Source organism: Streptomyces sp. NPDC017246, assembly GCF_044331325.1.
Lineage (GTDB): Bacteria > Actinomycetota > Actinomycetes > Streptomycetales > Streptomycetaceae > Streptomyces.
In genome coordinates this window covers 779,926-793,633 of sequence record NZ_JBIRMW010000001.1, presented here as the reverse complement: position 1 = coordinate 793,633, position 13,708 = coordinate 779,926, and the positions used below count along the sequence as shown (strand labels likewise).

13 protein-coding genes and 1 pseudogene are annotated in these 13,708 nt (G+C 70.9%); 7 read left to right on the top strand and 7 right to left on the bottom strand.

The genetic code is table 11. The features are described 5' to 3' along the window. Positions 1-207 precede the first annotated feature (207 nt). From ACH4MY_RS03585 to ACH4MY_RS03565, 5 genes are read left to right on the top strand one after another with little or no spacing between them, the layout of a single operon-like run. Positions 208-1,026, top strand: coding sequence for an ABC transporter ATP-binding protein (locus tag ACH4MY_RS03585; protein WP_397996870.1), 819 nt, complete (start codon positions 208-210; stop codon positions 1,024-1,026). Continuing rightward, on the top strand, positions 1,023-1,955 hold the full coding sequence (locus tag ACH4MY_RS03580; protein WP_397996868.1) for an ABC transporter ATP-binding protein: 933 nt from the start codon (positions 1,023-1,025) through the stop codon (positions 1,953-1,955). The genes ACH4MY_RS03585 and ACH4MY_RS03580 overlap by 4 nt, the downstream gene beginning before the upstream one ends. Continuing rightward, positions 1,952-2,842, top strand: a complete 891-nt coding sequence (locus ACH4MY_RS03575; protein ID WP_397996866.1) for a branched-chain amino acid ABC transporter permease — start codon at positions 1,952-1,954, stop codon at positions 2,840-2,842. The genes ACH4MY_RS03580 and ACH4MY_RS03575 overlap by 4 nt, the downstream gene beginning before the upstream one ends. Beyond that, on the top strand, positions 2,835-4,019 hold the full coding sequence (locus ACH4MY_RS03570) for a branched-chain amino acid ABC transporter permease (RefSeq protein ID WP_397996863.1): 1,185 nt from the start codon (positions 2,835-2,837) through the stop codon (positions 4,017-4,019). Before ACH4MY_RS03575 ends, ACH4MY_RS03570 begins: the two co-directional genes overlap by 8 nt. Next, entirely contained in the window at positions 4,016-5,281 is a 1,266-nt protein-coding gene (locus ACH4MY_RS03565; RefSeq protein ID WP_397996860.1) for an ABC transporter substrate-binding protein, read from the top strand. The genes ACH4MY_RS03570 and ACH4MY_RS03565 overlap by 4 nt, the downstream gene beginning before the upstream one ends. 4 nt (positions 5,282-5,285) lie before the next feature. Here the strand turns inward: ACH4MY_RS03565 and ACH4MY_RS03560 are convergent, their stop codons facing one another. After that, positions 5,286-6,131 carry an NAD-dependent epimerase/dehydratase family protein gene (locus ACH4MY_RS03560; RefSeq protein WP_397996858.1) on the bottom strand — a complete coding sequence of 282 codons (846 nt, stop codon included), beginning with the start codon at positions 6,129-6,131 and terminating at the stop codon, positions 5,286-5,288. Here ACH4MY_RS03560 and ACH4MY_RS03555 point away from each other — a divergent pair. Continuing rightward, positions 6,037-6,612, top strand: a pseudogene (locus tag ACH4MY_RS03555) (GNAT family N-acetyltransferase); the annotation flags it as partial. The gene ACH4MY_RS03560 and the pseudogene ACH4MY_RS03555 sit on opposite strands and share 95 nt — an antisense overlap. A 102-nt stretch (positions 6,613-6,714) precedes the next feature. Further along, positions 6,715-7,230, top strand: coding sequence for a GNAT family N-acetyltransferase (locus ACH4MY_RS03550; protein WP_397997403.1), 516 nt, complete (start codon positions 6,715-6,717; stop codon positions 7,228-7,230). A gap of 71 nt (positions 7,231-7,301) precedes the next feature. Here the strand turns inward: ACH4MY_RS03550 and pssA are convergent, their stop codons facing one another. The 6 genes from pssA to ACH4MY_RS03520 form a co-directional block, all read right to left on the bottom strand. Continuing rightward, positions 7,302-8,168 (bottom strand): CDP-diacylglycerol--serine O-phosphatidyltransferase, encoded by an 867-nt coding sequence (gene pssA, locus ACH4MY_RS03545; protein ID WP_327166650.1) that lies wholly within the window; start codon positions 8,166-8,168, stop codon positions 7,302-7,304. Then, positions 8,161-8,817 (bottom strand): phosphatidylserine decarboxylase, encoded by a 657-nt coding sequence (locus ACH4MY_RS03540; protein WP_189834654.1) that lies wholly within the window; start codon positions 8,815-8,817, stop codon positions 8,161-8,163. Before ACH4MY_RS03540 ends, pssA begins: the two co-directional genes overlap by 8 nt. A 169-nt stretch (positions 8,818-8,986) precedes the next feature. Beyond that, positions 8,987-10,192, bottom strand: coding sequence for an acyl-CoA dehydrogenase family protein (locus ACH4MY_RS03535; protein ID WP_397996855.1), 1,206 nt, complete (start codon positions 10,190-10,192; stop codon positions 8,987-8,989). A gap of 2 nt (positions 10,193-10,194) precedes the next feature. Further along, the gene (locus ACH4MY_RS03530) at positions 10,195-10,719 is read right to left on the bottom strand and encodes a MaoC family dehydratase (RefSeq protein WP_229315537.1); all 525 of its coding nucleotides are present in this window, start codon (positions 10,717-10,719) and stop codon (positions 10,195-10,197) included. Positions 10,720-10,724: 5 nt separating this feature from the next. Continuing rightward, complete coding sequence (locus tag ACH4MY_RS03525) at positions 10,725-11,690, bottom strand: HpcH/HpaI aldolase/citrate lyase family protein (RefSeq protein WP_397996852.1); 966 nt, start codon at positions 11,688-11,690, stop codon at positions 10,725-10,727. After that, positions 11,687-13,699 (bottom strand): protein meaA, encoded by a 2,013-nt coding sequence (locus tag ACH4MY_RS03520; RefSeq protein ID WP_397996849.1) that lies wholly within the window; start codon positions 13,697-13,699, stop codon positions 11,687-11,689. Before ACH4MY_RS03520 ends, ACH4MY_RS03525 begins: the two co-directional genes overlap by 4 nt. Positions 13,700-13,708: the final 9 nt, after the last annotated feature.

Below are 13,708 nucleotides of genomic sequence, written 5' to 3'. Positions count from 1 at the left end.
GCCCGGAGGATCCACCGCCCCGGCCCCCGCTGCACAGCCCTGACGCGCACTGTTGTGCGCATGCACAGCCCGTCGGCGCACCCGCTGGTCACCGGCAGCGATTCGGCCGCGGGCCGTGGACGCGCGGTCCGGCGCGGTGTTGGGGTGAGCGCCATCGAACGGCCGAGTAACAAGAGGCGGCCGGGAACAACCGGAAAAAGGGGAACCATGGGAGGTACCGCACCCGCCCTCGAGGTGACGGACCTGACGGCGGGATACGGACCGGTACGCGCACTGCGACAGGTGTCGCTGACCGTGCCGGCGGGTGAGGTCGTCACCGTCCTGGGAGCAAACGGAGCCGGCAAGTCGACGCTGCTGCGGGCGGTCTCGCGCACCCTGCGGTTCCACGGCGGCGCCGTGGTCTCCGGCACGGTGAGCCGGGACGGCCGGCCGCTCGACGGACTGCCGCCCGACCGGGTCGTCGCGGCCGGCGTCTCCCAGGTGCCCGAGGGCCGTCAGGTCTTCGCCCGGATGACGGTCGAGGACAACCTGCGTGCGGGCGCCCTCGGCAGACGCGGCGGCCGGACGGCGAAGGCCGCCGCGCTCCGCCGGGTCCACGAGCTGTTCCCGGTCCTCGCGGACCGCGCCCGCCAGCCGGCCGGGCTGCTCTCCGGCGGTGAGCAGCAGATGCTGGCCGTCGGCCGCGCCCTGATGGCCGCGCCGGGTCTGCTCCTCCTCGACGAGCCCTCGCTCGGCCTCGCCCCGCTGATGGCGGCCCGGATCGCCGACGCGGTCCGGGAGATCAACGCCCAGGGCACGGCGGTGCTCCTCGTCGAGCAGAACGCGGCGCTCGCGCTGCGGCTCGCCTCCCGCGCGTACGTCCTGGAGGTCGGCGAGGTCACCCTCTCCGGTCCGGCCGCCGAACTCGCGGCCTCCGACGAGGTGCGCCGCCGCTATCTGGGCGTGGTCGACGAGGACGCGGCCGCCGACGCGGCCCGCGCCCGCGCCACCCACCCGGTCCTGTCCCGCTGGGAGGAGACCCGATGACGACGCTGCCCCCGTCCCCGCCGCCCGGCGCCGATCCGGAGCCGCCGTCCGGCCCGACGGCCGAGCCCGGGTCCGGGCGTGCGGCCGCACCCGGGCGCGGCCCGGCTGCCGCGGCCGAGCCCGCGCCCGGCCCCGACACCCCCCGGTCCGACGCGCACGTCCCCGCCCTCGAAGTCCGGGACCTCACCGTCCGCTTCGCCGGCCTCACCGCCCTCGACGGCGTCGGCTTCACCGTCCGGCCCGGCACCGTGCACGCCCTCATCGGGCCCAACGGCGCCGGGAAGTCCACCTGCTTCAACGTCCTCTCCGGCGTCTACCGGGCCACCGAGGGCTCCGTACGCCTCGGGCCGCACGAACTGACCGCCCTGCCCCCGCACCGCATCGCGGACCTCGGCGTCGGCCGGATCTTCCAGAACCTCGCCCTGCCGCCCCGCGCCACCGTCGAGGACAGCCTGATGCTCGGCCGTCACCGGCTGACCCGCACCGGTTTCGTCGCCGCCGGACTCCGGCTCCCCTCCGCCGCCCGCGAGGAGGCGCGTCACCGGGCCAGGGTCCGGGAGATCGCCGCCTTCGTCGGCCTGGAGCAGCAGCTCGACCGGCCGGCGGGCTCGCTCCCGTACGGGCAGCAGAAACTCGCCGAACTGGCCCGTGCCCTCTGCATGGAGCCGAAGCTCCTGCTGCTCGACGAGCCCGTCGCGGGGATGACCGCCGACGAGCGGCGCCGGACCGCCTCGGTCATCGCGGGGGTCCGCGACAGCCTCGGCATCTCGGTCCTCCTCGTCGAACACGACATGGGACTGGTGATGCGGCTCGCCGACTCCGTCACCGTTCTCGACTTCGGCCGCCGGATCGCCGACGGGGCCCCCGACGACGTCCAGAACGACCCGGCGGTCGTCCGCGCCTACCTCGGAGAGGAGTCCGCCGCGTGAGCACCTTCGCCGAGTTCCTGATCAACGGCATCTCACTGGGCTCGATCTACGCCCTCATCGCCCTCGGCTTCGTGGTCATCTTCCGCGCCACCGAGGTCGTCAACTTCGCCCATGCCTCGCTCCTCCTGGCCGGCGGCTACGTCACCGCCGTGCTGCACGACGAGATCGGCTTCTGGCCCGCCCTGCTCGCCGGCATCGCGGGCGCGGCGGTGGTCGGCGCGGCCGTGGAGTTCCTGGTGATGCGCCGGCACCGGGGCGGCGACCAGAGCGTCCTCGCCATCGTCACCATCGGTGTCGACATCCTCCTCGCCACCGAGCTGACCCGCCGGATCGGCACCGACATCCTCTCCCTCGGAGACCCGTGGGGCGACGCCGTCGTCTCCGTCGGCGGGGTCACCGTCGCGGAGACCCGGATCGCCGCCCTGCTCGCCGCGGCGCTCCTCATCACCGCCTTCCTCCTCGCCTTCCGGTACACCTCCTGGGGCGTCGCCATGCGGGCCGCCGCCGAGAACCAGGAGACCGCCGCCCTCATGGGCATCCGGCTCGGCCGGGTCTCGCTCGGCGCCTGGGCCGTCGCCGGCGGGCTCGCCGCCGTCGCCGCCCTCTTCCTGACCGTGTTCCCGACCCCGGGCCTGGAGCGGGCCACCTCGCTCGCCGCGCTCAAGGCCTTCCCCGCCGCCATCCTCGGCGGCCTCGACTCCACCACCGGCGCCCTCGTCGGCGGCCTCCTGGTCGGGGTCACCGAGTCCCTCGCCACCGGCTACCAGGGCGACCTGGCGTTCCTCGGCCGGGGGATCGGCGACCTCGCCCCCTATCTCGTCATGGTCGCGGTGCTCCTGATCCGCCCGGCCGGACTCTTCGGCACGAAGGAGCTCGCCCGTGTCTGAGACCCTCGCCCGGAGCGGCCTGCGGGTCCGTACCCCCTCGGTGTACGGGTGGGCCGCCGCCGGCCTCGTCCTCGTCGTCCTGCCCTTCTACCTGGACCGCTTCTGGCTCCAGGCGGGCCTGTTCGCGATGGCCGCCGCCCTCGGCGCGATCGGCATCAACCTGCTGACCGGCGCCACCGGACAGCTCTCGATGGGGCACGCCTTCTTCCTCGCCGTCGGCGCCTACGGCTACTGCGCCTTCGCCGGGGACGGCGGCGACGGGCTCGCCGGGCTGGGACTGCCCGGCTGGCTCGCCGCGGTCCTCGCGGTCGCCCTCTCGGGCCTGGCGGGCGGGGTGTTCAGCCCGATCGCGGGTCGGCTGCGGGGCGCGTACCTCGGCATCGCCACCCTCGCGCTGATCTTCATCGGCCAGCACGTGCTGTTCAACGCCCATGACCTCACCGGCGGGTACAACGGCCGTGCGGTTCCCCCGCTCTCCCTCTTCGGCCTCACCTTCGACGACACCGAACTCCTCGTCGCCCAGGTGCCGTTCGGGTCGGTGGAGAAGCTCTGGTACCTCGGGCTGATCCTGCTGCTGGGCGGGGTGCTCTTCGCCCGGGGTGTCCTCCGGGGCCGCCCCGGCCGCGCGATGAACGCCATCCGGGACCACCGGATCGCCGCCGGGGTCATGGGCATCCCCGTGGCCCGCTACCGCGCCGGCGTCTTCGTCCTGTCCTCCATGTACGCGGGCCTCGCCGGCGTCCTGCTCGCCCTGGTCTTCCAGCGCACGGTGCCCGAGTACTTCGGCATGGCGCTCTCCCTGGAGTACCTGGCCATGATCGTCATCGGCGGTCTGGGCTCGGTCGCGGGGGCGGTGGCCGGAGGCGTCTTCGTCTCCCTGCTGCCGCAGCTCCTCAACCGGTACAGCGACGCGCTTCCCCTGGTCTCGGCCCCGGGGACGGGCGGCATCGCACCGGGGGAGGCCGCGCGCTATCTGTACGGCGCCGCCGTCGTCGCGGTGGTGCTGTTCCTGCCCGGCGGCCTTGCCCGGCTCTCGGCCGGAAGGCCGGGCAGGCCCGGGAAGCCGGGGAAGCGCGAGAACCCGACACCCACGGACCCCACACCCACGATCCCCCCGTCCACCGACACCCCGTCCCACGAACCCTCGAACAACGAACCCTCAGGGGAGGCACGATGACCCACAGACGACAGGCCGTGCGGGGCCTGGCCGCCGCGCTCGCCGCACTGGTCGCCCTCACCGCCGCCGGATGCAGCTCGAAGGCCAAGACCGACGACGGCAAGCAGACCGGAGCGGGCGGGGTGAAGACCGGCAAGGGAGTCACCGACAAGACGATCTCGCTCGGCGCGCTCACCGACATGACGGGCGTGTACGCCACCCTCGGCAAGAGCGTCACCCAGTCCCAGCAGCTGTACGTGAAGCAGGTCAACGCCGCCGGCGGGATCTGCGGCCGGCAGCTGGAGCTCACGGTCCGCGACCACGGCTACGACCCGCAGAAGGCGCTCGCCGCCTACACCGAGCTGGAGCCGAAGGTGGTCGGCTACGCCCAGTTCATCGGCTCCCCGTTCGTCGCGTCCGTCAAGCCCAAGGTCGACGGCCTGGACAAGGGCCTCGTCCTCCCGCAGGCCTGGTCGGCCTCGCTGCTCGGCTCGCCGTACATCCGCGTCCTGGGCGCCACGTACGACGTCGAGACGATCAACGCCGTCGACTTCCTCCTGAAGGAGAAGGGCCTGAAGTCGGGCGACAAGCTCGGCCACGTCTACTTCGAGGGCGACTACGGGGAGAACGCCCTCAAGGGCTCGAAGTACGCGGCGGAGAAGGCGGGCCTGACCGTCGTCGAGCAGAAGATCAAGCCCACCGACAACGACATGTCGGCGCAGGTCGCGGCGCTCAAGCAGGCCGGGGTCAAGGCCATCGTGCTCAGCGCGGGCCCGCGCCAGGCCGCCTCCCTCGTCGGGGTCGCCGCCGCCACCGGCCTCAAGGTGCCGGTCGTCGGGAACAACTCGGCCTTCGCCCCGCAGCTCCTCGGCACCCAGGCGGGCCCGGCCCTGGAGAAGATGTACTGGTTCGCCTCCCCGAGCCTTCCCATCGGCGCGGACACCCAGACCGCGAAGAAGCTCGTCGCCGACTACAAGGCCGCCTACCCGAGCGACGCCCTCGACAACGGCATCGTCGCCGGCTGGACCGCCGCGAGCGTCTTCGGCGAGGCCCTGAAGAAGGCCTGCGCGAACAAGGACCTCACCCGCGACGGCGTCGACAAGGCGCTCCTCACGCTGACGGCCCACGACGCCGGCTTCGGGATGAGCCACAACCTCGGCGACCCCAAGGCCCCGTCCTCCCGCGAGTCCGTCATCATCCAGCCGGACAAGTCCGTCCCCGGCGGTATGCGCACGGTCCGGCAGCCCTTCGTCTCGGACGCGGCGAAGTCCTACACGCCCTGACCGGTCAGCTCGGGCCCCGGTCCGCGAAGCCCGTCCGCCAGGACGGGTGGGCCGGGGCCCAGCCGAGGGCGCGGGCCCGCGAATTCACCGCGCCCCGGGCCCAGGGCGCCCGGCCGCCGGTCCGTTCGGGGGCGGGGACGTCCAGGGCCGCCGCGAGGACGGGCAGCCAGGCGTGGCCGGGTGCCGGCTCGTCGTCCACGACGTTGTACGCGCCCGGGGGCCATGCCAGAGCCCGTACGGCCGCCTCCGCGGCGTCGTCGACGTGCACGAGGGAGCTCACCGAGTCGTCGGCCGCCGTGCTGCCGAGGAACCGCGCCGCCGGGTCCCCGGCGAGTGCGGCGGCCACGGCGCCGCCCGGGGCGTACCAGGTGCCGGGGCCGTACAGGATCCCGTACCGCAGGACGACCGCCTCCGGGAGTTCGGCCACGGCGGACTCCAGGGCCCGCACCCCGGCGACGATCCGCGACCGGGGCACCTCCTCCGTGGGATCGAGCGGGACGGACTCGTCGGCGGGCCCGTCCCCGGGGGCGTACGCCCAGCTGATCGACTGCGCGACGATCCGGCCGACACCGGCCGCGCGCGCCGCGTCCACCAGGTTCCGGGTGCCCTCGACCCGTATCCGGTTGTTCGCGGCCCCGTCCGCCGCCCCCAGGTCGGTGAGCTGGTGGACGACCGCGTCCGGCGCGGCCTCGGCCACCGCGCGGCGCACCGCCCCGGCGTCCAGGACGTCCACGGGGCGCGGACCGCGCCGGGAGATGCCCACGACCTCGTGGCCGGCCGCCTCCAGGCGGGGCACGAGCCGACGACCAATGGCGCCCGTTGCGCCCGCGACCACTACACGCATACCCATGGGCCGCAGCCTAGAAGATCGTCACACGCGCGAAACAACGCGGTGTGAAGCTCGACCCATGAACGTGACGATCGAGGAGAACCGTTCCCACCCGCGCCTTCCCGACCTGCTGGGCGCCTATCACCTGGTCAACCAGGCCGAGAAGGGGACGCCGGTGACGGCGGTCGCCGATCTTCCGGCCGTATACCGGAGCGAGGCCGAGGATCCGGCCGCCGCCTTCACCGCCGACACGGTCCTGCTCGCCACCGCGACCGGTGACGAGCTCCCGGCCGGCTGTGTCGTGCTCAAGGCCCCGTACGAGGGCCGGGCACCCGAGATCAAGCGGCTCTGGGTCGCGCCCGAGGCCCGCCGCAAGGGGATCGCGAAGGCGCTCATGGCCGAGGCCCTGCGCCGGGCCGCCGCCTCCGGAGCCTCCGCGGTCCGCCTCACGGTCTGGAACTGGCGGGAGGAGCCGCTGGCCCTCTACCGGAGCCTCGGCTTCGAGGCCGTCGCCTCCTGGGACCGGCGGCCCGACCTCCTGTGCCTGGAGAAGCCGCTGGAGAGGCCGCTGGAGAGGCCCGTGCGGCCGGCGGCCACCGACCGCATCGACCGGCTCACCCCCGAAGAGGTACGCGCCCACGCCTCCGAAGGTCTCGCAGCGCTCCTCCTCGACGCCGTGGACTCCGGCGCCTCCGTCGGCTTCCTCGCACCCCTGGAAGCCCCGGAGGCCACCGCCTGGTGGTCCCGCGTCGCCGACGAGGCGGCCGAGGGCGTACGGGACGTCTGGGCGGCCCGGGGCCCCGACGGGAACCTCACCGGCGTCGTCACCCTCGTCCGCGCCGGCGCGGACAACGGCAGACACCGCGGGGAGATCGCCCGGCTCCTGGTGCACCGCTCCGCCCGCGGCCGCGGCCTGGGACACCGGCTGCTCGCCACGGCCGAGGCCCACGCCGCCGCCACGGGCCTCACCCTGCTCGTCCTGGACACCCAGACCGACAGCCCGGCCGAGCGGCTCTACCGGGGAGCGGGCTGGACGGCCGCCGGCACGATCCCGGACTTCGCCGCCGACCCGGCCGGCGTCCCGCGCCCCACCACGCTCTACTACAAGCGACTGGGGTAGTCCGGGCACGCGGAAGGGCCCCGGAGGCGATATCGCCTCCGGGGCCCTTCTCGTACATCTGCGGGCGTGCGCTACGGCAGCTGTGCCGCCCGCGCCTCCCGGCTCTCACGCCGGTTGCCGCGGAAGGTGTTCACCCGGCGGGCCGTCGCGAAGAGGGGGATCACGGCGCCCATCACGACCTGGAGCGCGCAGCCGGTCTGGAGCAGGAACTGTCCGCCCGGAGCGTCGAACGCCCAGGCCGCCAGCATGCCCATCGCACCGACGATCCAGCTGAGCATCGCCACCGCGAGGACACCCCGCGGCTTGGGGTACTCGACCCGGCTCACCATCAGCCAGGCGACTCCGATGATCGCGAGCAGCGTCGGGATGAACGGCAGCTCGAGAAGCACGATCGAGACGACCGTCAGCGCACCGAAGGGGCTCGGCATGCCCTGGAACATGCCGTCCTTCATGGTCACGCACGAGAATCTCGCCAGCCGCAGCACCACCGCGAGGAGCACCACGATCGCGGCCACCGCCGAGACCTTCTGCTGCGCGTCGTCCGCGACCATCCCGTACACGAGCACGAAGTAGGCCGGGGCCAGACCGAAGCTGATCAGGTCCGAGAGGTTGTCGAGCTCGGCGCCCATCGGCGACGAGCGCAGCTTGCGTGCCACGATCCCGTCGAAGAGGTCGAAGATCGCCGCGCAGAGCATCAGGATCACGGCGGTGGCGGCGCTGTTGCGCGCCATGCCGGTCTCGGTGCTTCCCGTCAGATGCGGGATGAGGATGCCGGTGGTGGTGAAGTACACCGCCATGAATCCACACGTGGCGTTACCGAGCGTGAGGGCGTCCGCTATGGACAGCCTCAACGACAGCGGCATCTCCTCGGCCTCTTCGGCCGCTTCCTCATCGGTGCCGGCGACCCAGTCGGCGGCCCGTGTGTCGGGATCAATCACGGTCAATGCGAGTCACCCCCGCTGTGGTGGCCTGGCCGACCTCGACGGCGACCTCGACACCCTCGGGGAGGTAGATGTCGACGCGCGAGCCGAAGCGGATAAGACCGATACGGTCACCCTGCTCGACCTTGGTCCCCTGCGGGATGTACGGCACGATGCGCCGGGCGACGGCACCGGCGATCTGCACCATCTCGATGTCGCCGAGCTCGGTGTCGAAGTGCCAGACAACGCGCTCGTTGTTCTCGCTCTCCTTGTTGAACGCCGGGACGAACCCGCCGGGAACGTGCTCCACGGACGTCACGGTGCCGGCCAGCGGCGCGCGGTTGACGTGGACGTTCAGCGGGCTCATGAAGATGGCGACCCGGGTGCGCCCGTCCTTCCACGGCATGATGCTCTGCACCACACCGTCGGCGGGGGAGATGACCCGGCCCTGAGCGATCTCGCGCTCGGGGTCGCGGAAGAACCACAGCATGCCGGCCGCGAGCGCGGTGACCGGCACGGCGATGGCCGCGGCACGCTTCGACTTGCGCGCGCGCACGAGGCTGAGCGCCGCGGTGGCGACGGTCGGCAGAAGCCACGGCGATGCTCCGCGCGCGAGGCGTACGCCCGTGAGGCTGTCGCGGTGTGCAGAGGTTTGGCTGTGGGGCATGGATGACCTTCGTAGCGGATGATGCCGCACTGGCAACGGGGGACGGCGGCTTTCCCGCGATGCTATCGGTTGCGGGGCGCAACTGGGTAAGCCAGGAACCGAGTCGACGGCCGGAAGGCGAACACAGGGTGTGATCTTCTTCGCGGCCGAACCGACTCAAAACCGACAATCAACCCTGGAATCGGTACTCCTCGAGCAGCCGACGACCAATGATCATTTTCTGGATCTCGGCGGTACCTTCACCGATGAGCAGCATCGGCGCCTCGCGGTAGAGACGCTCGATCTCGTACTCCTTGGAGAACCCGTAGCCGCCGTGGATGCGGAAGGCATCCTCGACGACCTCCTTGCAGTATTCGGAGGCGAGGTACTTCGCCATCCCTGCTTCGAGGTCGTTTCGTTCCCCGGAGTCCTTTTTGCGTGCTGCATTCACCATCATGGCATGAGCGGCCTCGACCTTGGTAGCCATCTCGGCCAGCTTGAACTGAATCGCCTGGTGCTGGGCGATCGCCTTGCCGAAAGTGTGACGTTGCTGGGCATAGGAGACACCGAGCTCAAACGCACGCTGAGCGACACCGCAGCCACGGGCCGCCACGTTGACCCGGCCGACCTCGACGCCGTCCATCATTTGGTAAAACCCTCGGCCGGTGGCCCCGCCGAGGACCCGATTGGCCGGAATGCGCAGTCCGTCCATGATGAGTTCGGTCGTGTCGACGCCCTTGTAACCCATCTTGTCGATCTTGCCGGGGATGGTGAGGCCGGGGCGGACCTCTCCGAAGCCGGACTCCTTCTCGACGAGGAAGGTCGTCATCGACTTGTGGGGGGCGGTGCCCTCCGGGTGTCCTTCGTCACTTCGTACGAGAACGGCGACCAGCGTCGACGTTCCGCCGTTCGTCAGCCACATCTTCTGGCCGTTGAGGACGTACTCGTCGCCGTCCTTGACCGCCTTGGACGTGATGGCCGACACGTCCGAGCCGAGGCCCGGCTCCGACATCGAGAACGCGCCACGCGTCTCGCCGGCCGCCATCCGCGGGAGGAAGTAGTCCTTCTGCTCCTGGGTGCCGTGCTGCTTCAGCATGTACGCCACGATGAAGTGCGTGTTGATGATGCCGGAGACCGACATCCAGCCACGGGCGATCTCCTCCACGCACAGCGCGTAGGTGAGCAGCGACTCGCCCAGGCCCCCGTACTCCTCGGGGATCATCAGACCGAAGAGGCCGAGCTCCTTGAGCCCGTCGACGATCTGCTGGGGGTACTCGTCGCGGTGCTCCAGCTCGGTGGCGACCGGGATGATCTCCTTGTCGACGAACTCCCGGACGGTCTTGAGGATCTCCTGCTGGACGTCCGTGAGCCCGGCGGTCTGGGCGAGTCGGGCCATGGCTACTTCTCCGTCTTCTTGGCGGGCTCGATGAGCTCGGGGCGGCCGGGCTGCTCGCCGCCGCGCTCCTTGATGTACGTCTCGGTGGGGACCATCACCTTGCGGCGGAAGACGCACACCAGGGTGCCGTCCTGCTTGTAGCCCTTGGTCTCGACGTAGACGATCCCGCGGTCGTTCTTCGACTTCGACGGGGTCTTGTCGAGGACCGTCGTCTCGCCGTAGATCGTGTCGCCGTGGAAGGTCGGCGCCACGTGCCGCAGCGACTCGATCTCCAGGTTGGCGATGGCCTTGCCGGAGACGTCCGGCACGGACATGCCCAGCAGCAGCGAGTAGATGTAATTGCCGACGACGACGTTCTTCCCGAAATCCGTCGTGTTCTCGGCGTAGTTCACATCCATGTGCAGCGGATGATGGTTCATCGTCAGCAGACAGAAGAGATGGTCGTCGTACTCGGTGACCGTCTTTCCGGGCCAGTGCTTGTAAACGGCACCGATCTCGAATTCTTCGTAGGTACGGCCGAACTGCATCGGGATCAGGCCTCCGGGATCTCGAACTTGCTGGTGCGCTGCATGCCGGCGGCACGGCCCTTGCCGGAGATGACCAGGGCCATCTTGCGGGAGGCCTCGTCGATCATCTCGTCGCCGAGCATCGCGGAGCCCTTCTTCCCGCCCGCCTCGGACGTGTAGAAGTCGTACGCGTCGAGGATCAGCTCGGCGTGGTCGTAGTCCTCCTGCGAGGGCGAGAAGATCTCGTTCGCGGCGGCGACCTGGTCCGGGTGGAGCACCCACTTGCCGTCGAAACCGAGGGCCGCGGCGCGCCGGGCGACCGCCTTGTAGCCCTCCTGGTTGCGGATCTGGAGGTAGGGGCCGTCGATCGCCTGGAGGTTGTTGGCGCGGGCGGCCATCAGGATGCTCATCAGGATGTGGTGGTAAGCGTCCGCCGGGTAGCCGGGCGGCTGCTCGCCCACGACCAGCGACTTCATGTTGATGGAGGCCATGAAGTCGGCCGGGCCGAAGATGATCGTCTCGACGCGCTGGGAGGCCTGCGCGATCGCGTTGACGTTGTTCAGGCCCTGGGCGTTCTCGATCTGCGCCTCGATGCCGATCTTGCCGACCTCGAAGCCCATCGTCTTCTCGATCTGGGTCAGCAGGAGGTCGAGCGCCACGATCTGCTGGGCGTCCTGGACCTTCGGCAGCATGATGCAGTCGAGGTTCTGGCCGGCGCCCTCGACGACCGTGACGACGTCCCGGTACGTCCAGTGCGTCGTCCAGTCGTTGACGCGGACCACACGGGTCTTGCCGGTCCAGTCGCCCTCGTTCAGGAACTTGACGATGGTGTGGCGGGCCTCGGGCTTGGCCAGCGGGGCGCAGGCGTCCTCCAGGTCCAGGAAGACCTGGTCGGCGGCGAGGCCCTGGGCCTTCTCCAGGAAGCGCGGGTTGGATCCGGGGACCGCCAGGCAGGAGCGACGCGGGCGGAGTCGGTTCACGGGGCTGGTCATGCGGGGACCTCCAGGGGGTCGAGCTTGTTCGCTTTCCGGATCTCGTCGACGATACGGCCGATGATCTCCGTGATACCGAAGTCCTTCGGTGTGAAGACGGCGGCCACACCCGCACGCTTCAGTTCTGCTGCGTCGGCGTTCGGGATGATCCCGCCGACGATGACCGGCACATCGGCCGCGCCCGCCTCGCGGAGGCGCTCCAGGACGTCCGGGACCAGCTCGGCGTGCGAGCCGGAGAGGATCGAGAGACCCACGCAGTGCACGTCCTCGGCGAGGGCCGCGTTCACGATCTGCTCCGGGGTCAGCCGGATCCCCTGGTAGACCACCTCGAAACCGGCGTCACGCGCGCGTACGGCGATCTGCTCGGCCCCGTTGGAGTGTCCGTCGAGGCCCGGCTTGCCGACGAGCAGCCGCAGCCGCCCGCAGCCGAGCTCCTCGGCGGTCCGCGCCACCTTCTCCCGTACGAGAGCCAGCGGGGTGCCCGCCTCGGCCGTCACGGCGACCGGGGCGGAGGACACGCCCGTGGGGGCGCGGAACTCGCCGAAGACGTCCCGCAGCGCCCAGGACCACTCCCCGGTCGTGACGCCCGCACGCGCGCACTCCAGGGTGGCGGCGAAGAGGTTGCCGTCACCGGCAGCCGTCGCCTTCAGCGTCGCCAGGGATTCCTGGGCGCGGGTCTCGTCGCGGTTGTCGCGCCACTCGTGGAGGGCCGCGACCACACGCGCCTCGTTCGCCGGGTCCACCGTCATGATCGCGGTGTCCAGGTCGGCGGTGAGGGGGTTCTCCTCGGTCGCCTGGAAGATGTTGACGCCGATGATCTTCTCGTCACCGGCCTCGATCCGGGCGCGCCGCTCGGCGTGCGAGGAGACGAGCTGCGACTTGAGGTAGCCGGACTCGACGGCGGCCATCGCGCCGCCCATCCCCTGGATGCGCTCGATCTCGGCCAGGCACTCCTCGACGAGCGAGTCGACCTTGGCCTCGATGACGTGCGAGCCGGCGAAGATGTCCTCGTACTCCAGCAGGTCGGACTCGTGGGCGAGGACCTGCTGGATGCGGAGCGACCACTGCTGGTCCCACGGGCGGGGCAGGCCGAGCGCCTCGTTCCAGGCGGGCAGCTGGACGGCACGCGCGCGTGCGTCCTTGGAGAGGGTGACGGCCAGCATCTCCAGGACGATCCGCTGGACGTTGTTCTCCGGCTGGGCCTCGGTCAGGCCGAGCGAGTTGACCTGCACGCCGTAGCGGAACCGGCGCTGCTTCTCGTTCTCGATGCCGTACCGCTCGCGGGTGACCTTGTCCCAGATGCGGCCGAAGGCGCGCATCTTGCACATCTCCTCGATGAAGCGGACGCCCGCGTTCACGAAGAAGGAGATACGGGCGACGACCTCGCCGAAGCGGTCGGCCGGGACCTGCCCGGAGTCCCGAACGGCGTCGAGGACCGCGATCGCGGTGGACATCGCGTACGAGATCTCCTGGACCGGAGTGGCCCCGGCCTCCTGCAGGTGGTAGCTGCAGATGTTGATCGGGTTCCACTTCGGGATGCTGTTCACCGTGTAGGTGATCATGTCCGTCGTGAGGCGGAGGGAGGGGCCGGGCGGGAAGACGTGCGTCCCGCGCGACAGGTACTCCTTCACGATGTCGTTCTGGGTGGTGCCCTGGAGCCGGGTGACGTCCGCGCCCTGCTCCTCCGCGACCACCTGGTAGAGCGCCAGGAGCCACATCGCCGTGGCGTTGATGGTCATCGAGGTGTTCATCTGGTCCAGGGGGATGTCCTGGAACAGCCGCCGCATGTCACCGAGGTGCGAGACGGGGACCCCGACCCGGCCGACCTCGCCGCGGGCGAGGATGTGGTCGGGGTCGTATCCGGTCTGCGTCGGCAGGTCGAACGCGACCGAGAGGCCGGTCTGACCCTTGGCGAGGTTGCGCCGGTACAGCTCGTTGGACGCCTCGGCGGTCGAGTGACCGGCGTACGTCCGCATGAGCCACGGCCGGTCCTTCTGGCGCTCAGTCATCTATGGTCC